Genomic DNA, 23186 nt, shown 5'->3' on the forward strand with positions numbered 1-23186 from the left:
TCACGCGAGTGCAAATGGCGTGCTCGTACATATGTCTACGAGCACGCCACCTTACGCGTTCGAAGGCCGGGAAAGTTTACTCCGTGTATTCGTCCGCCACGGAGAGCGCCGTGTCCAACGCCGCCAGCCCCTCCTTCAGCTCGGACTCGCTCACGTTGCACGGGGGCACGACGTGCGTCCGGTTCATGTTGACGAACGGCCAGATGCCCTGCTTCTTCGCGGCGGCCCCGAACGCGGCCATCGGGGCGTTCGCCTCACCCGCCGCGTTGTAGGGCACGAGCGGCTCGCGGGTCTCCTTGTTCTTCACCAGCTCAAGGGCCCAGAACATGCCCACGCCGCGCACCTCGCCGACGCTGGGGTGCCGCTCGGCGAGTTCCCGCAGCGCGGGTTCCAGGACGGCCGTACCGAGGTGCTTGGCGTTGTCGACGACGCCCTCCTCCGCCATGACGTTGATCGTCGCGACGGCGGCGGCGCAGGCGAGGGGGTGCCCGGAGTAGGTGAGCCCACCGGGATACGGCCGCTTCCCGAAGGTGGCGGCGATCTCCTGCGAGATCGCGACGCCACCAAGCGGCACATATCCGCTGTTGACGCCCTTGGCGAAGGTCATGAGGTCCGGTACGACCCCGAACAGGTCGGCCGCGAACCACTCACCGGTCCGCCCGAACCCGGCCATCACCTCGTCGAGGATGAAGACGATCCCGTACTTGTCGCAGATCTCGCGGACCCCGGCGAGGTAGCCGGGCGGCGGAACCATGATCCCGGCGGTTCCGGGGATGGTCTCCAGGATGATCGCGGCGACGGTGGCGGGCCCCTCGAAGGCGATCGTCGTCTCCAGGTGCTCCAGCGCCCGGGCGGTCTCCTGCTCCTCGGTCTCGGCGTAGAAGCGGGACCGGTACAGGAAGGGCGCCCAGAAGTGCACGACCCCGGCGGAGGCGCTGTCGGAGGCCCAGCGCCGGGGGTCCCCGGTGAGGTTGACCGCCTGCTGCGTACCACCGTGGTACGACCGGTAGGCGGACAGCACCTTGGGCCGCCCGGTGTGCAGCCGGGCCATCCTGACGGCGTGCTCGACGGCGTCGGCACCGGCGTTGGTGAAGAAGATCTTGTCCAGGTCCCCGGGAGTCCGCTCGGCGATCAGCCGGGCCGCCTCGGACCGCGCCTCGATCGCGAAAGCGGGCGCGAACGTCGTCATCGTCGCCGCCTGCTCCTGGATCGCGGCGACGACCTTCGGGTGCTGGTAGCCGATGTTCGTGTAGACGAGCCCGCTGGTGAAGTCGAGATAGCGGTTGCCGTCGTAGTCCCAGAAGTACGACCCCTCCGCACCGGCGACGGCGAGCGGGTCGATGAGCTCCTGCGCGGACCAGGAGTGGAACACATGAGCACGGTCCGCGGCCTTCACGGCGGCGCCGACCTCGGGGTGTGGCTGAGGGGTCATACGAGCGAGCGTAAATGTCCGCGATACGGAAGCGGTATGGGCGTCCTGTCTGTGGACGGGGGCTGGATACGACACTCTGTCGATCCCGCCGGGCCTCGGCTGGTCCTCCGGCGGCGGAGTCGCACGAGCTCCGGCTCACCGCGACCGCGACGAGCAATCCCGGAGCATGGGCACCACACTCCCCACCAGCTCAATAGTGTTGGCCCGGCCGCTTGTCCGATGGGGCCTTCTGCTCGATGCTCAGTTCCAGGTGGCCGTTGTGCACCAGGCCTGTTGCCGCATCGCCGCATGCGAAATCGCCGCATGCGCATTGGCAGGGCGCCCCGGTGCAGGCCTTTCACCGCGACGTACACGACGGGGGGACGCAGGTGCCGCTCACAGACCCCGCGCTTCAGCGACGCAAACTGCGGGACCAGTTGCGCCGACTGCGCGAGTCGGCCGGATTCACCCAGCGGGACGTGGCCAACGAGATGGAGTGGTCGCTCTCGAAACTGATCAGGATCGAGTCCGGCCGGAACGGCATTTCCATCACGGATCTGCGGGCCCTGATAGCCCACTACAACGTGACCGACCAGGACCAGGTGGGCCGGCTGATCGCCATGGCCCGGGCGGCCCGGGAACGCCCCTGGTGGGACCGGTACCGGGACATCGCGGACCCGGCCTTCCTGCTCTCCCTGGGGTACGAGGGCGCCGCCTCGATCATCCGCACCTTCGAGCCGATACTGGTGCCGGGCCTGCTGCAGACCGAGGAGTACGCGCACGAGGTCCTGCGGCTGACGAGCACGCCGGAGCAAGTGGACATGCGAGCTGAACTCCGGTTCGAACGACAGGAGCGGCTGTTGCGCCCCGACGGGCCACAGCTGCACTTCATCCTCGACGAGAACACCGTCAGCCGGATGGTCGGCGGCCCCGCCGTGATGCGCCGTCAGGTGAGGCGTCTCAAGGAGCTGGCCGACCACCCGCAGATCTCCTTACGGGTCCTCCCGTTCGGCGCGGGCCTCTACCGCAACTTCCGGACCTCCTATGTCCTCTTCGAGTTCGAGGACCCGGAGGAGGACATCGTCCTGTACATCGAGCGGTCGAACGAGGAGGCCATCGTGCGGGAGGGAGTCGACTGGGCCGAGGACGACGCTCCCGCACGTTTTCTGGAGACGTTCTTCGATATAGAGCAACTTGCCCGGCTGGAGAGCACTCCGCCCATCCTCGACTCCGCCCGCAACCGGATTTCGCAGATCAGCTCCGCGGAGTCCGATCCTCCCGATGTGGAGGAAGCGGGCTGAGGGGTTCAGGGCTCAGGAAAGAATTCCAGCAGTTCGGGGAAAACGTCAGCACGGAACCGTCCGGATCCTTTGAGTCGCGCACCAGGATGGATGCAGAAAAGGCTACCTCTACGCAATTCCCCTGCGCACTCTTGCTGCTCTTGCGCCACTTCAGTGAGGAGTCGGCAGATGTGATCATTAAAGGCTCCGGGAGATAAAACGAGTAACCATACCCGAATGGGCTGGGATATGTGGCCCGCGCGCACGCGCGAGCTGGTCACCCTACAGGCAGAAAGGGGCTGCTGCGTGCCCATTGGTGTGTCGTTTCGATGTCTGTACGGATGTCTGCCCAGGTGACCGAGGGCTTCGGTGCGGGCAGGGGGTTTTCCACCCGGATGCCGAGCTCCACCATGACCCGTCCGGGCGTCAGGCGGGGCCGGGAAGCGGTTCTCGCGGGTGATCATTCTGCGATACGGCCGACTGCCACCTGGCACTTCGCCTGCGCTGTTCACCCCGAGACAGCCGCGCGCCAGCGCGCTGGTGGGCGGCTGGCGTTGGGCGTGACGGCTGAACGAAAAGCAGCGATCTGCCACTTGCCACATAGCTTCGAGGCCTAGATACTGATGGCAGAGATATTCGCTGCTCATGTCGATGGGCGGCCACGGTTCGCGGCGGCTACCGCGGATCATGAGCGAATCACCCCAATCGCCCAGATTGTCGAGCGACTGGTGGTGATTCGCTCTTCTTTTTTTGCTGATCACCTTCTGGCTGCTCTGGTGTAATTCACTTGTGGCGTGTGAAAATTGCATTGCAGGTTCGATTGAAGCTGCAATACGACGGGACGCTTATGTCTCTTGATTCTCTGGAGGAGGTGATTCTGGATGTATAGGGAGCTGGGCAAGGTCGTGGCCGACGCCATGCAGAGCTGGGCCAAGACGGTGCGGCTGTGCCTGTTGATCGCCGTGGTAGCCGCCGCGGCGATGGCTGCCCTGCATGTCAGGTGAGCGAGGGCGGTCCGTCCTCACGGGTAGCGAATATCTCGTCGGCGCCGGGCGAATGAGTCCTCGAGCGTCAACCATTGACAGCATGCTGCCTTTTTGACAGCATGCTGTCGTGTGATTGGCTCGGATCGAGGAGAAGCCGTGAGCGTTAGCCGCAAGCCCGTGCATCTCGCCGTGTACGACACCTTCGCCGACTGGGAGACGGGGTACGCCACGGCGTATCTCGCCCGGGCCGGGTACGACATCCTGACCACCGGCCCCGCGCGCGAGCCGGTGACCTCCGTCGGGGGTCTGCGGGTGCAGCCCGACTACGCCCTGGACGACGTACGGCCCTCCGACAGCTCCCTGCTGATCCTCCCGGGCGCCGACCTCTGGGACACCGGCGGCGACCTGGCCCCCTTCGCCCGCAAGGCGCGGGAGTTCCTCGACGCCGAGGTTCCCGTCGCCGCGATCTGCGGGGCCACCGCGGGACTCGCGCGCGAAGGACTGCTCGACGAACGGGATCACACGGGCGCAGTGTCCTTCTATCTGGCGGCCACTGGGTACGACGGCGGCGAGCGGTACGTCGACGCGGACGCCGTGACCGACGGCGGGCTGATCACCGCCGGACCCACCGAGCCCGTCGCGTTCGCCCGGGAGATCCTCCGGCTGCTCGGGGTGTACGACGGCGAGGTGCTGGAAGCCTGGTACCGGCTGTTCCACGACTCCGACCCGCAGGCGTACGCCGTGCTGGAGAAGGCGGCCGCGCAGTGAGCCGGGAACGGCAGGAACTGCTCAGCCGCAGTGCGCTCGGGGTGTTCCGGCTCAACGGGCAATTCCTCGGCGTGGCCGATGAGTTGGCGGGGCCCGCCGGGCTCACCGCCGCCTGGTGGCAGGTGCTCGGCGCGGTGCTCGGCCAGCCGTTGCCGGTCTCCGGGATCGCCCGGGAGATGGGCATCACGCGGCAGAGCGTGCAGCGGATCGCCGATCTGCTGGTGGAGCGGGAGCTGGCCGAGTACCGGCCCAACCCCGCCCACCGCCGCGCCAAGATCCTCGCGCCGACGGCGCAGGGGCGGGCCGCCGTGCGGCGGATCGACCCGGGGCACACGGCCTTCGCCGACCGGCTCGCGGAGACGTTCGGGGAGGCCGAGCTCGCCGAAGCCGTCGCGATGCTGGAGCGGCTGTCCAAGGTGCTGGACCAGCTCTCGACGGACGGCGGGCGGCCGTAGACACTGGTCTTCCGGCGTGCGGGGGTGCGGTCTCGGGGGAGGGCCTGCGGTGGAGGAGTCCGAGGAGCACGCTGCCGCCGATCCCGAGCACGGTCACTCCCGGCAACGCCCCTCGCCCGGCATGTACCTGACGCCGTACGCGCCCGAACCGGAGGAGGAGCCGGGGTCCCGCAGCCGTCCCGTCACGGCCGCCCTCGTCGCCGTCGCGCTGGTGGTCGCCGTGGGTGCCGGTGGAGCGGTCTACGCCATCCTGGAGGACACAGGTCCCAGCGTGACCCCGACGGCTCCCTCAGTGCCGGTATCGCCCTGAAGTCCCCTCGCGCGCAAGCCGGTTGAATGCCGCGCGACCCTCGTCCAGCCGACCCGGCTCGCACAGCCGTACGGGCTTGGTTCGAGCGCTGAATACCGCGTGCAGATGGACAACCCGATCGGCGACGATGCCCGGCTCGGGCGGCCCGACGTCAGAACTTGGCCTCTTCGACGAAGCACCTGGCATGTCGGACGCCACCCTCTCGCCTACCTCGACGAGGGCACGAGCCGGAGCGTGATCCGAGAACAGCGCACCCATTTTCAGCCCGTCCGGCGTTTGAGGACGAGGCCCTTCAGGGCCGATGGGGGTCTGGGGGCGTAGCCCCCAGGGACGGGACGGGAAGGGGCGGTGGGGGCGAAAGGCCTCGGGCCCGCCCCGAACACCACTGGCGCTCACCGAGGCTCGGGCGGCCGTTGCCGGGGCATGTTCGGGCGGGCGGGTGGGGCCGGAGGCAGGGGGAACCGGCCCTGGGCGGCACCCGGGTCCTGACGGCCGCCGGACGTCACCGCGCCCTGGATGCCCATCGGGGCCGAACCGTTGCGGAACTCCACGATCCAGTCCGCCGTCTCGACGCGGATCAGCTCGGTGACGTCCTCCGAGAAGCGGCGCAGGACGCCCAGACAGCGTTCGGTGGCCTCGGCGGCCGTGCCGTCCGTGGGGCCGAGGACCTCGCGGACGCTCTCCGACGCCCAGTCGAACTGCAGCACCTGCAGCCGGCGCTGCACGGCCTGCGCGGTGGCCACGTCCCTTATCCACCCGGACGTCACCCCGAAATACCGGTCCACGGCCACACAGGCCACCGCGAGCAGCAGCGCGAGGTAACCCCAGGGCGCCACCTCGCCCCCCGTCACCCCCGTCAGGTCCAGCAGCGGCAGCACAGCCCCGGTCACCGCCCCCACCGCGGCCCCGCCCCGCAGGACCCGCGCACCCCGCCGCTTCCACACCCGGTCCGTGAGATACCAGGCCGCCGTCTCCAGCGCCCCGCGCTCCGCCCACCGGTACAGCTCGTTCAGCCGCACGGCGGGCTCGCCCCAGTCCCCGAGCGGAAACGTCCGTCCGGCCAGATCGGCCTGCCCGTCCTGCGGCGGGCCTTCGGGCTGCATCTCCGGCTGACCCACCCGGCGCTCCCTACTGATCGGTCACCCTGCGTGACGCCTGATGCTGATGTGCCGGACCCTTCCTACCGCCCAATGGGTGGCGAAGGGGGTGCTTTGGCCGCTTTTCCGCTCGGAAGGAGGCCTTGATCAGGTATAGGCCTTCACATCGACTCACTCGAAAGAGTGCCGGGGCGACGGCTGCGTGGAACACGTAGGCTCGGAACAGACGGAAGACCAAGGCGGAAAGCACAGGAGCTGATCGTGATCCCCGGTGGTGGCCAGCCCAACATGCAGCAGCTGCTCCAGCAGGCCCAGAAGATGCAGCAGGATCTGGCGAACGCGCAGGAGGAACTCGCCAGGACCGAGGTCGACGGCCAGGCCGGCGGCGGCCTGGTGAAGGCCACCGTCACCGGTGCCGGCGAGCTGCGCGCGCTGAAGATCGACCCGAAGGCGGTGGACCCCGAGGACACCGAGACCCTCGCGGATCTGGTCGTCGCGGCGGTCCAGGCGGCCAACGAGAACGCCCAGACCCTCCAGCAGCAGAAGCTCGGCCCGCTCGCCCAGGGGCTCGGCGGCGGCAGCGGCATCCCCGGACTGCCGTTCTAGGAGCGGGGCCTGCCTATCGGAGACGGGCACCGGCCAACTAGCGTAAGCACCGCAAGGAACCCAGGAAGGACGGCAGTCCGTTGTACGAAGGCGTGGTCCAGGACCTCATCGACGAACTGGGGCGGCTGCCCGGCGTCGGTCCCAAGAGCGCCCAGCGGATCGCTTTCCACATCCTGCAGGCGGAGCCGACCGACGTACGGCGTCTCGCGCAGTGCCTGATGGAGGTCAAGGCGAAGGTCCGCTTCTGCGCGACCTGCGGCAACGTCGCCCAGGAAGAGCTGTGCAACATCTGCCGCGATCCCCGGCGCGACCTCACCGTCATCTGCGTGGTGGAGGAGCCGAAGGACGTGGTCGCGGTCGAGCGCACCCGTGAGTTCCGCGGCAAGTACCACGTCCTCGGCGGCGCGATCAGCCCGATCGAGGGTGTCGGTCCGGACGACCTGCGTATCCGAGAACTTCTCGCGCGGTTGGCCGACGGGACGGTCACGGAGCTGATCCTGGCCACCGACCCGAACCTGGAGGGCGAGGCCACGGCGACGTACCTCGCCCGCATGATCAAGCCCATGGGCCTCAAGGTCACCCGCCTGGCCAGCGGCCTCCCGGTGGGTGGCGACCTGGAATACGCGGACGAGGTGACTCTCGGCCGCGCCTTCGAGGGGAGACGACTCCTAGATGTCTGACGCCACACTGCACGCGACCGCCCAGGACCCCGACGACTTCGCGGTCCAGATCGCCGACCAGGTCGAGAGCTTCCTGGTGGCCACCAGGGAGGTGGCGAAGGGCGACGAGCCGGACTCGGCCGTCCCGTTCCTCCTCCTGGAGGTCTCCCAGCTCCTGCTGGCCGGGGGACGCCTGGGCGCCCACGAGGACATCGTCCCCGACGAGCGCTACGAGCCCGACCTGGGCCCCGAGGCCGACGTGGACGAACTCCGTCTGAACCTCGCCCGGCTCCTGGAGCCGATCGACGTCTACTCCGAGGTCTTCGACCCCTACGAGCCCCGCAAGGCACCCGTGCCGGCCCGGATCTCCGACGACCTCGCCGACGTCATCGCCGACCTGCGCCACGGCATGGCCCACTACAAGGCCGGCCGCACCTCGGAGGCCCTGTGGTGGTGGCAGTTCTCCTACTTCTCCAACTGGGGCTCCACGGCGTCCGCGACCCTGCGCGCCCTGCAGTCGGTGGTGGCGCACGTCCGCCTCAACCAGCCCCTGGAGGAACTGGACGGCCTCGACACCGACCAGGCCGTGGGCGACGAGACGCTGGAGTTCGAGGCGGGCAGGGTGATGGTGGAGGAGATCGCGGGGCCGCTGGGCCTGCGGCAGTCGTCCACATAGCGGCTCCACCCTGTCCGATGTGACGGGCGTCATACAGAAGGCTTCTGAAACGGCGTAATGCGCGGGCCCCTCCGGTGGTCGCACTGCACAACGGCCACACCCGGCCCGTGCCACCGCCCACTTGGAGCCCCGCCATGCACGTCACCCTCCAGCAGCCGACAGGCGCCCGCCTGATCACGGCCAGGGACCAGGAGATCGCGATCCCGGCGACCCTGCGCTACACCTCCGCCGACCCGCCTGCCGTGCACATCGACTTCCCGCCGCATGTCACGGTCGACGGCGAGGTCGCGACCTGGACCTTCGCCCGGGCCCTGCTGGGCGAGGGCCTGCGCACCCCGGCGGGCATCGGCAACGTCCGTGTCCGCCCGGCCGGTTCGGGCCACATCCACGTCGAGTTCCACGCCCCCGAGGGTGTCGCCGTCCTCAGGTTCGCCTCCGCGGACCTGACCCGCTTCCTCGCCCGCACCTACACCGTCGTCGCGCCGGACGAGGAGACCGTGGGGGCGGAACTGGACCACGGGCTGGTGGCGTTGTTCGGGGGGCGGGTGTGATCCGCGTCGGCTCCCGGACCGGCGCGCTGTCGGCCCCGCGGGCGTACGCCCTCGGCCACCAGCTGCGGGGGGTCCGCGAGGAACAGGGCCTGACGCGCGCGCAGGTGGCGGTGACGGCGGACTTCTTCCCGGCGTGGGTCGCGCAGATAGAGGGCGGCGAGATCCACGACCTGGAGACCCTGCGCGAATACGCCCGCGCGCTGGGAGCGCGGATCAGGGGGACGCGCGCCGCGCGCCTACGGCGTCCGTGACCACGGCGGTCAGGAGCCCGGCGTCGACGTACGGGGCAGTCGGCGTCGGCTCGTTGTACCAGCGCGGGGGCCAGGTGTTGCCGTCCGGCGCGGGAGCCGATGTGCGTGACGGTCTGCGAGCCCCGCTCGCCGAAGGCCCGTACGCCGAACCGGACTTCGCACGCCGCTGACGTTCGGCAGCGCACGGGGCCAGGTGTTGCCGTCCTGCGCGGGAGCCGATGCCTGAGGGCCTGCGAGCCCCGCTCGCCGAAGGCCCGTACGCCGAACCGGACTTCGCACGCCGCTGCCGTTCGGTGCCACCGTCAAGCTCCCCGAGCCGGGCCCGCCCCTCAAGGAGTTCGCGGACTGATCACAGGCCCCAGAGCCCCTTCCCGACGGTTGTGATCCCACCCGTCAGGGCGAGCAGCAGCACCAGCAGGCGGGCCCGCTTCTCCGGGGTCCGGGAGGCGAGGCCCCGGCCGATCAGGCCCCCCGTCGCCATCGCCGCGCACACCAGGGCCCACCGCGTGCCGGTCAGTTCCGGCACGCCGTTCGACGCCACGGAGAAGGCGTTCACGATCACGCCGTAGAACATCGCGTTCGGCACGAACTCCCGTACCGTCCAGCCCGCGTTGAGGGCGTAGAGGGAGAACGGCGGGCCGCCCACCCCCGCCGCGGAGTTCATGAAGCCGCCCGCCGCGCCCGCGAACACGGCGCCCCGTGTGCCGCGCAGAGCCGCCGCCCGCGCGCCCCGCATGACGAGCAGCACCGCCACCGTGACCAGGCCGCCCATCACCAACAGCAGCCATGGCTGGGGCAGTCGGCGGGTCAGCCAGGTGCCCGCCGGGACCGTGCAGGCCGCCGCCAGGCACAGGGGCAGCATCGCGCGTGGCCGTACCAGGCGCCATCCGCCGGCCAGGCCGGCCAGGCAGATCACCCCGGCCGCGCAGTTGGCGAGGACCACCCCTTGCGTCGGGCCGAGGAGGAGGACCAGAGCCGGTACGGAGACCAGCGCGAAGCCCATTCCCGTGAGCCACTGCACCGAGGAGCCGAGCAGCACGATCCCCGTCAGAAGTACGTCACCCGTCACCGTCATGGTGTACCGCGCTACACCCCCGGTCCGGGAGAGCACCCCCTCGTGACCGCCCCTCGGAAACGGGATCGTTGATCTCGAAAGCGAACCCCCAGCCGAAGGAAACGACCATGAAGTCCCTGCTCTCCTCCACCCCCGTCCTCTGGTTCCTCTTCCTGTTCAACCTCGTCGTCGCGGCCGCCGCCCCCTTCGTCGTGGACGGCGCGCAGGGTGTCATGACCGCCGTGGGGATGGGCGTGGTGTCGCTCGGGGCCGGTGTCGGCCTGCTGCGCGGAAAGCGACCGGGCGGTCACACGGCGTGAATTGGGTCCGTGCTGTCTCCGCCCTGTATCTGGGCTGCACGGGCCCTAACCGGCGCGAAGAGAGGCTGTAGTCACTTCACCGCACCACCGCACCGCACCACCTCTCACCGCACTGGAGACAGCGATGACCCGTCGTTCCATAACCAAGCGCGCAGCCATCGTCACGGCCACCGCCCTCGTCGCTGTCGGCACCGTCGGCACCGTCGCGGCGACCGCCGGTCCCGAGCACGCGAAGAAGCCCTCCAAGAAGCAGATCGCGGCACTGTTCACCACGTGGAACGCGGCCCTGCAGACCGGTGACGCCGACAAGGTCGCGAACCTGTACGCGAAGGACGCGGTGCTCCTGCCCACCGTCTCCAACAAGGTCCGCACGAACCACGCGGAGATCGTCGACTACTTCGAGCACTTCCTGAAGAACAAGCCGGTCGGCAAGAAGGTCCAGACGATCGTCAACGTCCTCGACAGCAACTCCGCGATCGACACCGGCGTCTACGAGTTCACGCTCACCGACCCGAAGACCGGCGCCAAGCGCGTCGTCGACGCCCGCTACACCTACACGTACGAGAAGCTGAACGGCCAGTGGAAGATCGTCAACCACCACTCCTCGGCGATGCCCGAAGGCTGATCTCCACCTTCAGTCCGCCCCCGGGCGCGTCCGCCAGTGCCACGGTTCCGCCGTCGTCGGTCACCAGTTGCTTGACGACGGCGAGGCCGAGCCCCGAGCCGGAGCGCCCGGTCAGGCCCTGACCGCGCCAGAAGCGGTCGAATGCACGGGACTTCTCCGAGTCGGACATGCCGGGACCCTCGTCCAGCACCGACAGCACCACCGCATCCGCCCGTGACGAGACCTCGACGGTGATCCTCCCGCCGTCGGGCGACACCTCCAGGGCGTTCGAAAGCACGTTGTCCAGCACCTGTTCCAGATGGCCGGGGCTGGCCAGCACAGACGGCCGGCCGTCGACAACACTCCCCCTGAGCGCGATGGTGACACCGCGCTCGTCGGCGGCCGGTCTCCACACCGTCAGCCGTTCGTCCACGATGTCCGTCAGGGCGAGCGGTTCCGCGGCCGTCACCTTCGCCTCGGCACGCGCGAGGACGAGAAGGCCGTTGACCAGGCGGCTCATCCGCACCACCTCGGCCGTCGCCTGCTCCACGTCCTCGCGGACGAACTCGTCGTCCACACCGTCCGCGATGTTGTCGAGCGACAGGCGCAGCGCCGTCAACGGCGTCCGCAGCTGATGCGAGGCGTCCGCCACGAAGATGCGCTGCGAGGCGACCAGTGTGTCCAGGCGTTCCGCGCCCTGGTTCAGGGTGCGGGCGAGGGTCTGGGTCTCCGGTGGGCCGGTCACCGGGGAGCGGGCGGTCAGGTCGCCGTCGCTGAACTTGCTCGCCATGGCGTTGAGTTCGCGCAGGGGGGCGGTGATGCGGCGGGCGGCGAACGCGCCGATCGCGGCGGCCGCCGCGAGGACCAGCACGGCGAGGGCGGCCCGGAAACCCCAGATCTGCCACAGGCGCCTGGTCATGTCCGAGGTCGAGTAGACGATCCGGACGGCCGCGTCCCCCTTCGCCGGGACGGTGACCGTCAGATGCTTGCCCCAGACGAAGTCCGCACCCCAGTCCGTCGTCGCCTCGTCGTCCCGCACGGCCCTGGTCAGGGCCGCGTCCGGAGTGGGCGTCGGCAGCTTCGGGTCGCAGTGGGCGGTGGGGGTCGCCTGGACGTCGCCGTACGCCGTCGCCACCTCGGTCAGCGCCTCGCAGGAGGTGCTGGTGCCGCTGCCCAGCAGCAGTGCCATGGTCGTCGCCTCGCGCTTGACCGACGACTCGGTGTCGTCCCGCAGCTGCGAGGTGAGCGTGAACGCCACCGGCACCGTGAACAGCAGGATCGCCACCGCGACCAGCAGGATGTAACTCCGGATGAGCTGCCGGTTCATGACACCCCGTCGTCCTTGACGATCTCCAGCCGGAAGCCCACGCCCCGCACGGCCTCGATGCCGATCGCCCCGGCGAGCTTGCGCCGCAGCGCCGCCACATGCACGTCCAGTGTCTTGGTCGGCCCGAACCAGTTCGCGTCCCAGACCGCCTCCATGATCTGCTCGCGCGACATCAACGCGCCCGGCTCCTCGGTGAGGAAGGCCAGCAGGTCGTACTCCTTGGGCGTGAGGGGCACCTCCTCGCCGTCGAGGCGGACCCGGGCGGCCTTGCGGTCGACGGTGAGGCGGGAGCCGTACCGGTCGGGGCCCGCGGCGGCCTCGGTACGGGGCTGCGCGCGGCGCATCACGGCTCGTATCCGCGCGATGACCTCCCGCACGCCGAACGGCTTGGACACGTAGTCGTCGGCGCCGAGCTCCAGGCCGACCACCCGGTCCGTCTCGTCGCTGCGCGCGCTGATCACGATGATCGGCACGTCACCGCGGGCGCGCAGTGCCCTGCACACGTCGAGGCCGTCGGTGTCGGGCAGGCCGAGATCGAGCAGTACGACGTCGTAGGGCCCTTCGTGGCTCAGCGCGGCCCCGCCGGTGGAGACCCACTCGACCTCGAACCCGTACCGCACCAGGCCGCGTCTGAGGGACTGGGCGACCGGCTCATCGTCTTCCACCAGGAGTACGCGCACAGCCGCACCCTATTCCTTGAAACTTAATTCACACCCGTCACGCAGGTTCCACATGGGTGCGCGGCGCGGTGTGTGACCTGGTATGCGCTGCGGTGTGTGACGTGGTGCACTTTTCCCGGAGCTCCCCGATGGGCATGCGCTGACCTGGGTGTCCGAAACCGCGATGTCTCACCATGCGGTACCGCGGAAGTGAAAATCGGACACTCGTTAAACTGAGCCGACACACAGGACTGAGCGAGGAGCGCACGTGGGCCTTGTCGTGCAGAAGTACGGAGGCTCCTCCGTAGCCGATGCCGAGGGCATCAAGCGCGTCGCCAAGCGAATCGTCGAAGCGAAGAAGAACGGCCACCAGGTCGTCGTCGTCGTTTCCGCGATGGGCGACACGACGGACGAGCTGATCGATCTCGCCGAGCAGGTATCTCCGATGCCCGCCGGGCGTGAGTTCGACATGCTGCTGACCGCCGGAGAGCGGATCTCCATGGCGCTGCTGGCCATGGCGATCAAAAACCTGGGCCACGAGGCCCAGTCCTTCACCGGCAGCCAGGCCGGCGTCATCACCGACTCGGTCCACAACAAAGCCCGGATCATCGACGTCACGCCGGGCCGTATCCGTACGGCGCTCGACGAGGGCAACATCGCCATCGTCGCCGGCTTCCAGGGCGTCAGCCAGGACAAGAAGGACATCACCACGCTGGGGCGCGGCGGCTCCGACACCACCGCCGTGGCGCTGGCCGCCGCCCTCGACGCCGAGGTGTGCGAGATCTACACCGACGTCGACGGAGTGTTCACCGCCGACCCGCGCGTGGTGAAGAAGGCCCGGAAGATCGACTGGATCTCCTCCGAGGACATGCTGGAGCTGGCCGCGTCCGGCTCCAAGGTGCTGCTCCACCGCTGTGTGGAGTACGCCCGTCGCTACGACATCCCGATCCACGTCCGCTCGTCCTTCTCGGGACTGCCGGGCACCTGGGTCAGCAACGAGAATCCCAAGTCGCAAGGGGACCAGCAGGTGGAGCACGCCATCATCTCCGGAGTCGCCCACGACGTCTCCGAAGCCAAGATCACGGTCGTCGGCGTCCCGGACAAGCCGGGCGAGGCCGCGGTGATCTTCCGCGCGATCGCCGACGCGGAGATCAACATCGACATGATCGTGCAGAACGTGTCGGCCGCGTCGACCGGGCTCACCGACATCTCCTTCACCCTCCCCAAGACCGAGGGCCGCAAGGCCATCGACGCCCTGGAGAAGGCCAAGGGCGGGATCGGCTTCGAATCGCTGCGCTACGACGACCAGATCGGCAAGATCTCCCTGGTCGGCGCGGGGATGAAGACCAACCCGGGCGTCACCGCCTCGTTCTTCCAGGCGCTGTCCGACGCGGGCGTGAACATCGAGCTCATCTCGACCTCCGAGATCCGCATCTCGGTCGTCACCCGCCAGGACGACGTCCCCGAGGCCGTCCGGGCCGTGCACTCCGCCTTCGGGCTGGACTCCGACAGCGACGAGGCCGTCGTCTACGGGGGCACCGGCCGCTGATGGCCGCAACCGTACGGCCGACGCTCGCCGTCGTGGGAGCGACCGGAGCCGTCGGCACGGTCATGCTCCAGATCCTGTCCCAGCACGCGGACGTCTGGGGCGAGATCCGCCTGATCGCCTCCCCGCGCTCGGCCGGCCGCAAGCTGGCCGTGCGCGGCGAGCAGGTCGAGGTGGTGGCCCTGTCGGAGGAGGCCTTCGATGGGGTCGACGTCGCCATGTTCGACGTACCCGACGAGGTGGCGGCGCACTGGGCGCCGGTCGCCGTCGCGCGCGGTGCCGTCGTCGTGGACAACTCGGGCGCCTTCCGGATGGACCCGGACGTGCCCCTGGTCGTCCCCGAGGTCAATCCGCACGCGGCCCGGAAGCGGCCGCGCGGAATCATCGCCAACCCCAACTGCACGACCCTCTCCATGATCGTGGCCCTGGGCGCGCTGCATGCCGAGTTCGGGCTGCGGGAGCTGGTGGTGTCGAGCTACCAGGCCGTGAGCGGGGCCGGGCGCGCCGGTGTCGAGACACTTCGGCAGCAGCTGTCCCTGGTCGCGGGCACCGAGCTCGGCACGCACCCCGGTGACGTGCGGCGGGCCGTCGGCGACAACACCGGGCCGTTCCCGGAGCCGGTCGCGCTGAACGTCGTACCGTGGGCCGGGTCGCTGCGCGAGGACGGCTGGTCCTCGGAGGAGATGAAGGTGCGGGACGAGTCCCGCAAGATCCTCGGACTGCCCACCCTGCCGGTCGCCGTGACCTGTGTGCGGGTCCCCGTCGTCACCGTGCACTCCCTCACCGTCCACGCCCGCTTCGAGGGCGAGGTCACCGTCCGCAAGGCGCGCGAGATCATCGCGACCGCCCCCGGGGTCGTCCTCTTCGACGATCCGGCGGCCGGCGAGTTCCCCACCCCCGCCGACGTCGTCGGCACCGATCCCACCTGGGTGGGGCGGGTCAGGCGGGCCCTCGACGACCCCACGGCGCTCGAACTCTTCGTGTGCGGAGACAATCTGCGCAAGGGCGCGGCACTCAACACCGCGCAGATCGCGGAGCTCCTGGCGGCCGAGTTCGGGTGACCTCCGTCCGGCGGCACATTGCCGGTCCGCACAGGTGCCCACCGGAAAAGCCCTGGCCATGGCCGAAACGCTTTGTAGGATCTGTGGACGACATGTGGTGCGACTAATGGTCCGAACCACTTGATCCCAGGCGCTTCGGCGTCCGAAGATTTTCCTCCCCGTTCTCCGCAACCGTGCGAAGGGCGGGGAGCGTCTTTGCGAACGCCCTTTCAGGGGGCGAGGGGATGCGTGCGAGGCGTGGGGACGCCTCGGTCATTCAGGACACAGGGGAAGAGCGGGTAGGGCATGAGCACGTTTGACGCACGGTCAGTTGTGCTGCCTGAGAGAAGATGGGCGGACGCGTACAACCCTCACCGGGGTGAGCGTGTCCAACTGGCGTGGCTCAGGTACTCGAATTCCGCGCCGCGCCGAGCGGCGCGGCGGTCCTCAGGCCCCGGTTGCCCGGGGCGCCCGGCGGCATGCCGGTGATCGCCCCCATGCCCGCAGCGCGGCCCACGCGCATACCCAGTCAGCGTGACGGCATCGAGGAAGCCGCGGCGGGAACCACCGTCGACCACCTCACCGAGACCTACCGGGCGCACTACCGCTCGCTGCTGGGTCTCGCCGCTCTCCTGCTCGACGACACCGCCTCCTGCGAGGACGTCGTCCAGGAGGCCTTCATCCGCGTCCACTCGGCGCGCAAGCGCGTCCGCGACCCCGAGAAGACGCTCGCGTACCTGCGTCAGACGGTCGTCAACCTCTCCCGCTCGGCCCTGCGCCGGCGCATCCTCGGACTCAAACTGCTGTCCAAGCCGATGCCCGACATGGCGAGCGCCGAGGAGGGGGCCTACGACCTGCTGGAACGCGACTCCCTCATCAAGGCGATGAAGGGCCTGCAGCGCCGCCAGCGCGAGGTCCTGGTCCTGCGCTACTTCTCCGACATGACCGAGGCCCAGGTCGCCGATACGCTCGGCATCTCGCTGGGCTCCGTGAAGGCGTACGGCTCCCGCGGGATAGCCGCGCTGCGGGTCGCCATGGAGGAGCCGGTATGAGCACGGACGGCGACCCCCAGGAACGGCGCCATGAGCCCTACGCGTGGCGAGAGCCGACATGGGCGGGCAAGCAAGAGCACAAGCAATCACACGCTGGGAACGGAACTGTGAATCACGGCCCCGAAGATCAGAGCTCCACGGGGGAGTTCGACTCGGACGAGCTGGCACTGCGACGCCTGCTTCAGCAGGCGGTCCAGGAGATGGAGCCACGGGACGGCACCCTGGACCATCTCCGCAAGGCGGTCCCCGCCCGGCGGGCACGCAAGCGGCAGGCCCTCGTCGGCATGGCGGCCGCGGCCCTCTTCTTCGGCACCGCTGTCCCCGCCGTGGTGCACGTCTCCGCCACCAACACCAATGCCAACACCTCCAACGCCGGGCACACCTCCCAGATGCAGGGCGGCGCGGGCCAGGGCAAGGAGACGGAGGGCGGCGAGTCCACCTCCGGCGGCTCCTCGGGCAAGACCGAGGGCAAGGGCAAGGGCGAGACGAAGGGCGACCAGAAGGGCAAGACCGCCGGCGCCACGAACGGCACCGGTGGCGGCGCGGACCCGTCCGCCTCGACCGAGGCGAGCGCCCCGGCCTGCACGGCCGCAGAACTCGGCACGCCCACCGCCACCACCGACGTGGCCGACTCCGCCGGGACGGTCTACGGCACCTTCCACGTCACCAACGGCTCCACCGCCGCCTGCACGGTCACCGGCCCCGGCACCGTGACAGCCAGCCCGCAGGGCGCGGCGGACGGCAGCAAGATCGGCGCTCTCCGGCATGTCTCGGGTGACGCGGCGGCAGCGCTGCCCGACCCGGCCCAGGAGGTCTCCCAGCTGCTGCTGCAGCCCGGTTCCTCCTACGACGTGAAGTTCGCCTGGGTGCCGTCCTCGACCTGTCCCACGTCGGACCCCTCGACCGAGCCCACCCCCACGCCCACGACCTCCCCGGACACCTCCTCCGGCGAGGGCTCCTCGACCGGCGGCGACACCGGCACCTCCACCCAGCTCGTCAGGGAGGACGGCGCGACCGACGGGAGTGTCCTGGTGACGAACACGACGGCGGTCGGACCGTCGGTGTCGACGACCGTGTCCAACGCGTGCGCGGGGACCGTGTACTGGACGGGCGTGCTGACCTCGTCGTGACGGCGTGAGCCGGCCTCAGGCGGTCGCCTTCTCCTGGGGCTGGTCCCGCTCCTGCCGAGGCTGCTCGTCGTCCGGGAGGATGCCCAGTTCGGCGTCCCGGACGAACTCCACCTCGCGGCGCAGCAGACGGAACCACATGAAGACCACGAAGCCGGCGAAGACGAACCACTCGCCGGTGTAGCCGAGGTTCTGGAACGCCTTCAGGTCCAGCCCGCTGTCGGCGGGCGCCGTCGCCGGTACGGCCGTCATCCCGGCGTCGGCGGTGTTGAGGGTGATCCACGCGTCGTACACGCCGTACGGCACGAGGTTGATCAGCGAGGCCGCGCTGATCGCCGCGGTCTGCCCGGCCGGCAGGCCGCCCTGTGCGCTGACGCCGTTGTCCCCCGGTGTCTCGGACGCCTGGAGCGCTCCGGTGACGGTGACCTCGCCCTTCGGCGCGGCCGGGACCTTCGCCGGATCGGGGGTGCCCGGCAGCCAGCCCCGGACGACGGGCAGGGCCTTGCCGCCGTCAATGCGCAGCAGCGTCAGGACGTAGTAGCCCTCGCGGTCGTCCAGTTGCCGGTCGGGGACGAGTAGTTGCCTTGCGTACCGCCCGGTCGCGGTGACCTGCTTGCCGGACGTCACCTTGTCCACCGGTAGCAGCTCGGCCAGGGGGCGCGGGGTCTCCCGCCCGTCGGTGACGACCGACTGCTCGGCGTCGCGGCTCTCCGTCATCCGGTCCTCGAACCGGCTCAGCTGCCAGGACCCCATGAAGATGCAGAACGGGATGGCGAGCAGCACGAAGACGTTGATGCCGAACCAGCGGGGCGTCAGCAGAAACCGGTACACACTCCCACGGTACGGGGCCGTCCCGGGAGATGGGGGCGCGGGGTCAGTACCGCTCGGTCAGGTGATCGCGGCCCGCGGGCGGCTCGTACGGCTCCGGCCGGCTGTGTCGATATGCGCCTGCCGGCGCGTGGCCATAATGGTGGATATGAGCCCGCTCTCGTCGCCGGTGAAGAACGAGACGGCGTCCATCTCCTCCGGGCCCACACTGAAGCGGGCCCACGTGACGACCTGGCCCGGCTCGGCTCGGCGACGATCCGCTCGACCCGCAGGTGCCAGTCGCCCGGGTACTCCCGGTTGAACTCGACGAACCGCTCCCGGCCGCTGATGCGCTCGCGGGTCTGCGGCAGGGTGTAGACGACGTCCTCGGCCAGGGTTTCGGCGAAGGCACTCCAGTCGCGGGCCTCGGCAAGCGCCCAGAGACTCTCCACGGTCCTGCGCAGCTCGGTCATGGGGACGAGTCTGCACCCCGCCACTGACAACGGGCCCTGGCAGGCCCTCGCGCCCTGGTCGGGCGGGGTTCGGGTAAGCGGGCGGTAGAAGTTTTCCACAGGCTGGGGACCTCGCCTTCGGATTGTCTGTGAGGGCGGGCAGTATGGGGTCATGACTGAGAGCAACGGGTCCGCCGCAGCCGAGCGGAACGACGATGTGCCGGACTGGGAGAAGCGCTTCCGGGCGCCCCGGGTGTCCCTGCCCGACTGGGCGGAGGACGCCCCGGACCGCTCCCTGTTCGTGTCCAACGCCACGGGGACGTACGAGCTGTACGCCTGGGACAGGGCGACCGGCGGGCAGCGCCAGGTGACGGACCGGCCCAACGGCACCACGGACGGCGTGCTCTCCCCGGACGGCGCGTGGATCTGGTGGTTCGACGACAAGGACGGCGACGAGTTCGGCGTCTGGCGCCGCCAGCCCTTCGCGGGCGGACCGGACGAGCTCGCCGCGCCGGGCCTGGACGCCTCCTACCCGGCGGGCCTTGCGCTGGGCCGGGACGGCCGTACGGCGGTCGTGGGCCGCTCGACCGACGACGAGGGCACGTCCATCCATCTCGTGCGCTCCGGCGAGGAGCCGGTGGAGATCTACCGGCACCGCGAGTCCGCGGGTGTCGGCGACCTCTCCCACGACGGCTCGCTGATCGCGGTCGAGCACACCGAGCACGGCGACGCGATGCACTCGGCGCTGCGGGTCGTACGCCCCGACGGCAGGACGGTCGCCGAACTCGACGACACCAAGGGCGGCGCCGAGGAACTGGGCCTGGAGGTTCTCGGGTTCGCGCCCGTCGACGGCGACACCCGGCTGCTCATCGGTCACCAGCGGCGCGGTCGCTGGGAGCCCCTGGTGTGGGACGTGGCGACGGGTGAGGAGACCGATCTCGCCCTGGACCTGCCCGGTGACGTGGGCGCCGAGTGGTACCCGGACGGCACGGGCCTGCTCGTCGCGCACAGCTTCGAGGCGCGCAGCGAGCTGTTCCGGTACGACCTGGCGAGCGGCAAGCTGGAGAAGGTCCCGACCCCGCCCGGCTCGGTCTCCGGGGCGACGGCCCGCCCCGACGGCAGTGTGGAGTACCTGTGGTCCTCCTCGGCCGAGCCGTCGGCGGTGCGCTCGACGACGGGTGAGGTGGTCCTGGACCCGCCGGGCCTGAAGTCCCCCGGTTCGGTGCCGGTGGAGGACGTGTGGGTGGAGGGGCCGGGCGGCCGGATCCACGCGCTGGTCCAGAAGCCGGCGGGAGCGACGGGGCCGCTGCCGACGGTCTTCGACATCCACGGCGGCCCGACCTGGCACGACAGCGACTCGTTCGCGGCGGGTCCGGCGGCGTGGGTGGACCACGGGTACGCGGTCGTCCGGGTCAACTACCGCGGTTCCACGGGGTACGGGCGGGCCTGGACCGACGCGCTCAAGCACCGGGTCGGGCTGATCGAGCTGGAGGACATCGCGGCGGTGCGGGAGTGGGCGGTGAGCTCGGGTCTCGCCGATCCCGCGCGTCTCGTCCTCACCGGCGGGTCCTGGGGCGGGTACCTCACCCTCCTCGGTCTGGGCACCCAGCCGGACGCGTGGGCGCTGGGCATCGCGGCGGTCCCGGTCGCCGACTACGTCACGGCGTTCCACGACGAGATGGAGGCGCTGAAGGCGATGGACCGCACGCTGCTGGGCGGCACGCCGGAGGAGGTACCCGAGCGCTTCGAGGCGTCGTCACCCCTGACCTACGTGGACCAGGTCAAGGCCCCGGTGTACATCTCGGCCGGCGTCAACGACCCACGGTGCCCGATCCGGCAGGTCGACAACTACGTGAAGCGGCTGGAGTCGAGGGGAGCGGTGCACGAGGTGTACCGGTACGACGCCGGTCACGGTTCGCTGGTGGTGGACGAGCGGATCAAGCAGGTGAAGCTGGAACTGGACTTCGCGGAGAGGTATTTGGGGTAGCGGGGGCGGACTTTCGGCTGCGGGTGCGTGGGGGCTGGTCGCGCAGTTCCCCGCGCCCCTGAGTGGGCACAGCTCGGCCGACTTCAAGTGCATCCACCCAGGGGCGCGGGGAACTGCGCGACCGGCCCCCACCGGCCCGCGGCCCGCAGCGAACGGCTATGCCCCCACCCGTCCCCGCCGCCCCAGCAGCTCCGCCAACCCCCGCCGGGTCGCCGCCAGCACCACCCGGTCCGAGCCGCGCAGCACATACGTGTCCGGCAGATCCCACGCCAGCCCGGGGGAGTCCCCCGACTCCTCCCGCGCCAGCACCCGCCAGGACCCGGCCCGGAACGCCTGGCCGACCGTCTTCCCCTCCAGCTGGGGATGCCCGCCCACGTCCACAGCCGCGAACAGCAGCACCCGCCGCTCGACGGGGAACGCGCCCAGGATCTGGCGCCCCATCATCGCCCCGGCGAAGGCGGGAGCCGCCAGATGGGACACACTCCGGCTGCGTGTGGACGCATGGGGGTGCGCCGCCCGCAGGGTGCGGTACACCGCCGTCGCGAAGTCGTCGTCGTACAGCCGCAGGACCACCCGCAGATCGGGCCGCACGGCCCGCGCGTACAGCACGGCCTCCAGGTTCGTCGTGTCCGCGCTGGTCACCGCCATCAGCGCGTGCGCCCGGTGGATCTTCGCGGCCTCCAGGACGCCCTCCTGGGTGACGTCCCCGAGGACCACCGGCACGCGCAGTCGCCGGGCCGTGGCCAGTCCGCGGGCCTCGGGGTCGGACTCGACGCAGACCACGGGGATGTTCAGTTCCCGCAGCCGGGTCAGCACCCGGGTGCCGATCTTGCCCAGCCCGAGCAGCACGACGTGTCCGCCCAGTCCGCGGGGCGGTTTGCGCAGGGAGGACACGGTACGGAAGGTGCCGAGTGCTTCCAGGACCGCGGCGAGGAGCACCGGAAGGAGCAGCAACCCGACGAGCCCGGACAGGAGTTGGAGGATCTGCCGGCCGACGGACTCCCCGATGGCGGGGTCGTCGATCGCGAACAGGTCGAGCAGTGTCAGATAGAAGGCGCTCAGCGGATGGATCCCGGTCACCAGCCACAGGGCGACGGCGAGCGCGAGCACACACCCCGCCATTCCGGCCAGCGACCAGCGCAGCCGCCGCGAGAACAGCGAACCGAACCAGGGCAGTACACCCCGGCCGTCGGGCAGCGAGGGCCCGGCGTACGACACCTGCTCCAGCACGACGGTCGCGCGTCCGTCCCCGGCGCGTACCGCCGCCGCGTCCGGCAGCAGTGTCGGTCCCTGGTCCACGCCGGGCTCGGCGCTGTCGGTCGGCGAGAGCAGGGCCAGCGTGGCCAGTCCGGGAGCGGAGCTCACCCCGTCCCGGGCCGGGGGCCGTTCGACCGCCCGCAGCATCAGCCCGCCGGTCTGGAGTACCTTGCTGGTGCCGGTGAGGGCGGTGGCGGCCAGCGCGGGCGCGGCCGTGTCGGCGTCGGACAGCACGGTCGTGGAGGCGTCGAAACCGGCGCCGCCGTCCGTGCCACCGTCCGTGTCGCCATAGGCCAATGCGGCGGCCTGGTCGAGGAGTTCCTCGATGTGCTGGCCGAGCCGCCGGTTGTAGAGCCGCAGGACGAGCCGCAGCCGGGGGTTGAGGCGGCGGGCGGTGAGGGCGGCGCGGATGTTGGTCTCGTCGTCGTCGTACACGAGCGCGAGCGCGTCCGCCCGCTCCACGCCCGCCCCGGCGAGCGCGGCCTCGTTCGGCTCGGCGGCCTCCATCACCCGTACACCGCCCGGGGGTTCGGCACCGGGGGCGGTGCCGCTGGGGTTGCCGACGGCAGCCGCGCTCCCGCTCCCGTTCCCGTTGCCGGTCAGGCCGACGGCCGCGTTGACCATCCGGTCGAGCAGCGCGGACGCGGCCCGGGCCCGTACGACCACCGGTGGCCGCACGGACCGTTCGGAGGCCGGTACGACGAGCGTGACCTGCTCGCCGTAGACCCCTCTGAGCTCGGCGGCCAGCCGGTGCGCGAGCCCGTCGTCCCCGCACACCACCATGTGCGCGGCCGCGCCGTCCGGCAGCCCTGGACTCTGGTTCGGAACGCTCCCCACGAGGGAGAAGACTGCCTCACCGGGACGGATGGTGCCACGTCCGGGGCCCCGGGCCGCTTCGAACCGT

General features: G+C 70.3%; 25 protein-coding genes and 1 pseudogene. 17 read left to right on the forward strand and 9 right to left on the reverse strand.

Going from position 1 to position 23186, the window contains the following annotated elements; translation table 11 throughout:
- Nucleotides 1-76: 76 nt before the first annotated feature.
- Entirely contained in the window at nucleotides 77-1432 is a 1356-nt protein-coding gene (locus ACZ48Z_RS37415) for an aminotransferase class III-fold pyridoxal phosphate-dependent enzyme (protein ID WP_468740363.1), read from the reverse strand.
- A 368-nt stretch (nucleotides 1433-1800) separates the two neighbouring features.
- Here ACZ48Z_RS37415 and ACZ48Z_RS37420 point away from each other — a divergent pair, with 368 nt between their 5' ends.
- Nucleotides 1801-2712 (forward strand): helix-turn-helix domain-containing protein, encoded by a 912-nt coding sequence (locus ACZ48Z_RS37420; RefSeq protein WP_468740364.1) that lies wholly within the window; start codon nucleotides 1801-1803, stop codon nucleotides 2710-2712.
- Here ACZ48Z_RS37420 and ACZ48Z_RS37425 read toward each other — a convergent pair.
- The gene (locus tag ACZ48Z_RS37425; RefSeq protein ID WP_468740365.1) at nucleotides 2666-2890 is read right to left on the reverse strand and encodes a DUF397 domain-containing protein; all 225 of its coding nucleotides are present in this window, start codon (nucleotides 2888-2890) and stop codon (nucleotides 2666-2668) included. The two genes, ACZ48Z_RS37420 and ACZ48Z_RS37425, sit on opposite strands and share 47 nt — an antisense overlap.
- Nucleotides 2891-3572: 682 nt before the next feature.
- Between ACZ48Z_RS37425 and ACZ48Z_RS37430 the strand changes: the two genes are divergently transcribed.
- The 4 genes from ACZ48Z_RS37430 (at nucleotide 3573) to ACZ48Z_RS37445 (ending at nucleotide 5210) form a co-directional block, all read left to right on the forward strand.
- Entirely contained in the window at nucleotides 3573-3695 is a 123-nt protein-coding gene (locus tag ACZ48Z_RS37430; RefSeq protein ID WP_468740366.1) for a hypothetical protein, read from the forward strand.
- 138 nt (nucleotides 3696-3833) lie between these two features.
- Nucleotides 3834-4445 (forward strand): type 1 glutamine amidotransferase family protein, encoded by a 612-nt coding sequence (locus ACZ48Z_RS37435; RefSeq protein WP_468740367.1) that lies wholly within the window; start codon nucleotides 3834-3836, stop codon nucleotides 4443-4445.
- The gene (locus tag ACZ48Z_RS37440; protein ID WP_468740368.1) at nucleotides 4442-4900 is read left to right on the forward strand and encodes a MarR family winged helix-turn-helix transcriptional regulator; all 459 of its coding nucleotides are present in this window, start codon (nucleotides 4442-4444) and stop codon (nucleotides 4898-4900) included. Before ACZ48Z_RS37435 ends, ACZ48Z_RS37440 begins: the two co-directional genes overlap by 4 nt.
- Nucleotides 4901-4949: 49 nt before the next feature.
- A complete protein-coding gene (locus ACZ48Z_RS37445) occupies nucleotides 4950-5210 on the forward strand; it encodes a hypothetical protein (protein ID WP_468740369.1) in 261 nt (86 codons plus the stop codon).
- Nucleotides 5211-5602: 392 nt separating this feature from the next.
- Here ACZ48Z_RS37445 and ACZ48Z_RS37450 read toward each other — a convergent pair whose 3' ends face one another.
- On the reverse strand, nucleotides 5603-6328 hold the full coding sequence (locus ACZ48Z_RS37450; protein ID WP_468740370.1) for an SLATT domain-containing protein: 726 nt from the start codon (nucleotides 6326-6328) through the stop codon (nucleotides 5603-5605).
- A gap of 240 nt (nucleotides 6329-6568) precedes the next feature.
- On the opposite strand from ACZ48Z_RS37450, the gene ACZ48Z_RS37455 reads away from it, so the two are divergent.
- The 5 genes from ACZ48Z_RS37455 to ACZ48Z_RS37475 all read left to right on the forward strand — a co-directional run bounded on the left by ACZ48Z_RS37455 (nucleotide 6569) and on the right by ACZ48Z_RS37475 (nucleotide 9050).
- The gene (locus ACZ48Z_RS37455; RefSeq protein ID WP_355752985.1) at nucleotides 6569-6913 is read left to right on the forward strand and encodes a YbaB/EbfC family nucleoid-associated protein; all 345 of its coding nucleotides are present in this window, start codon (nucleotides 6569-6571) and stop codon (nucleotides 6911-6913) included.
- Between the two features lie 80 nt (nucleotides 6914-6993).
- On the forward strand, nucleotides 6994-7593 hold the full coding sequence (gene recR, locus ACZ48Z_RS37460; protein ID WP_266400725.1) for a recombination mediator RecR: 600 nt from the start codon (nucleotides 6994-6996) through the stop codon (nucleotides 7591-7593).
- Nucleotides 7586-8248: a DUF5063 domain-containing protein gene (locus ACZ48Z_RS37465; RefSeq protein ID WP_468740371.1), complete on the forward strand. Its 663-nt coding sequence runs from the start codon at nucleotides 7586-7588 to the stop codon at nucleotides 8246-8248. Before recR ends, ACZ48Z_RS37465 begins: the two co-directional genes overlap by 8 nt.
- A gap of 134 nt (nucleotides 8249-8382) precedes the next feature.
- Nucleotides 8383-8799, forward strand: a complete 417-nt coding sequence (locus tag ACZ48Z_RS37470; RefSeq protein WP_468740372.1) for an SsgA family sporulation/cell division regulator — start codon at nucleotides 8383-8385, stop codon at nucleotides 8797-8799.
- Nucleotides 8796-9050, forward strand: coding sequence for a helix-turn-helix domain-containing protein (locus ACZ48Z_RS37475; protein ID WP_468740373.1), 255 nt, complete (start codon nucleotides 8796-8798; stop codon nucleotides 9048-9050). Before ACZ48Z_RS37470 ends, ACZ48Z_RS37475 begins: the two co-directional genes overlap by 4 nt.
- A 349-nt stretch (nucleotides 9051-9399) precedes the next feature.
- Here the strand turns inward: ACZ48Z_RS37475 and ACZ48Z_RS37480 are convergent, their stop codons facing one another.
- Nucleotides 9400-10125 carry a TSUP family transporter gene (locus tag ACZ48Z_RS37480; RefSeq protein WP_468740374.1) on the reverse strand — a complete coding sequence of 242 codons (726 nt, stop codon included), beginning with the start codon at nucleotides 10123-10125 and terminating at the stop codon, nucleotides 9400-9402.
- 107 nt (nucleotides 10126-10232) lie between these two features.
- On the opposite strand from ACZ48Z_RS37480, the gene ACZ48Z_RS37485 reads away from it, so the two are divergent.
- Nucleotides 10233-10424: a hypothetical protein gene (locus ACZ48Z_RS37485; protein WP_468740375.1), complete on the forward strand. Its 192-nt coding sequence runs from the start codon at nucleotides 10233-10235 to the stop codon at nucleotides 10422-10424.
- Nucleotides 10425-10548: 124 nt separating this feature from the next.
- Entirely contained in the window at nucleotides 10549-11049 is a 501-nt protein-coding gene (locus tag ACZ48Z_RS37490; RefSeq protein WP_468740376.1) for an SgcJ/EcaC family oxidoreductase, read from the forward strand.
- On the opposite strand, the gene ACZ48Z_RS37495 is transcribed toward ACZ48Z_RS37490, so the two are convergent.
- Nucleotides 11015-12355 (reverse strand): sensor histidine kinase, encoded by a 1341-nt coding sequence (locus tag ACZ48Z_RS37495; protein ID WP_468740377.1) that lies wholly within the window; start codon nucleotides 12353-12355, stop codon nucleotides 11015-11017. The two genes, ACZ48Z_RS37490 and ACZ48Z_RS37495, sit on opposite strands and share 35 nt — an antisense overlap.
- On the reverse strand, nucleotides 12352-13035 hold the full coding sequence (locus ACZ48Z_RS37500) for a response regulator transcription factor (RefSeq protein ID WP_468740378.1): 684 nt from the start codon (nucleotides 13033-13035) through the stop codon (nucleotides 12352-12354). Before ACZ48Z_RS37500 ends, ACZ48Z_RS37495 begins: the two co-directional genes overlap by 4 nt.
- Nucleotides 13036-13282: 247 nt before the next feature.
- Between ACZ48Z_RS37500 and ACZ48Z_RS37505 the strand changes: the two genes are divergently transcribed.
- The 4 genes from ACZ48Z_RS37505 to ACZ48Z_RS37520 all read left to right on the forward strand — a co-directional run bounded on the left by ACZ48Z_RS37505 (nucleotide 13283) and on the right by ACZ48Z_RS37520 (nucleotide 17782).
- Entirely contained in the window at nucleotides 13283-14563 is a 1281-nt protein-coding gene (locus ACZ48Z_RS37505) for an aspartate kinase (protein ID WP_468740379.1), read from the forward strand.
- The gene (locus ACZ48Z_RS37510; protein WP_468740380.1) at nucleotides 14563-15621 is read left to right on the forward strand and encodes an aspartate-semialdehyde dehydrogenase; all 1059 of its coding nucleotides are present in this window, start codon (nucleotides 14563-14565) and stop codon (nucleotides 15619-15621) included. The genes ACZ48Z_RS37505 and ACZ48Z_RS37510 overlap by 1 nt, the downstream gene beginning before the upstream one ends.
- A gap of 377 nt (nucleotides 15622-15998) precedes the next feature.
- A complete protein-coding gene (locus ACZ48Z_RS37515; RefSeq protein ID WP_468740381.1) occupies nucleotides 15999-16652 on the forward strand; it encodes a SigE family RNA polymerase sigma factor in 654 nt (217 codons plus the stop codon).
- Nucleotides 16653-16759: 107 nt separating this feature from the next.
- Nucleotides 16760-17782 (forward strand): hypothetical protein, encoded by a 1023-nt coding sequence (locus ACZ48Z_RS37520; protein ID WP_468740382.1) that lies wholly within the window; start codon nucleotides 16760-16762, stop codon nucleotides 17780-17782.
- A 15-nt stretch (nucleotides 17783-17797) separates the two neighbouring features.
- Here ACZ48Z_RS37520 and ACZ48Z_RS37525 read toward each other — a convergent pair whose 3' ends face one another.
- Nucleotides 17798-18610 (reverse strand): SURF1 family protein, encoded by an 813-nt coding sequence (locus ACZ48Z_RS37525; protein WP_468740383.1) that lies wholly within the window; start codon nucleotides 18608-18610, stop codon nucleotides 17798-17800.
- A 43-nt stretch (nucleotides 18611-18653) separates the two neighbouring features.
- Nucleotides 18654-19059, reverse strand: a pseudogene (locus tag ACZ48Z_RS37530) (nuclear transport factor 2 family protein).
- Between the two features lie 151 nt (nucleotides 19060-19210).
- On the opposite strand from ACZ48Z_RS37530, the gene ACZ48Z_RS37535 reads away from it, so the two are divergent.
- On the forward strand, nucleotides 19211-21025 hold the full coding sequence (locus ACZ48Z_RS37535; RefSeq protein ID WP_468740384.1) for a S9 family peptidase: 1815 nt from the start codon (nucleotides 19211-19213) through the stop codon (nucleotides 21023-21025).
- Between the two features lie 156 nt (nucleotides 21026-21181).
- On the opposite strand, the gene ACZ48Z_RS37540 is transcribed toward ACZ48Z_RS37535, so the two are convergent.
- Nucleotides 21182-23065 (reverse strand): NAD-binding protein, encoded by a 1884-nt coding sequence (locus ACZ48Z_RS37540; RefSeq protein ID WP_468740421.1) that lies wholly within the window; start codon nucleotides 23063-23065, stop codon nucleotides 21182-21184.
- Between the last annotated feature and the right edge of the window lie 121 nt (nucleotides 23066-23186).

This window comes from Streptomyces sp. NPDC031225, assembly GCF_055570355.1.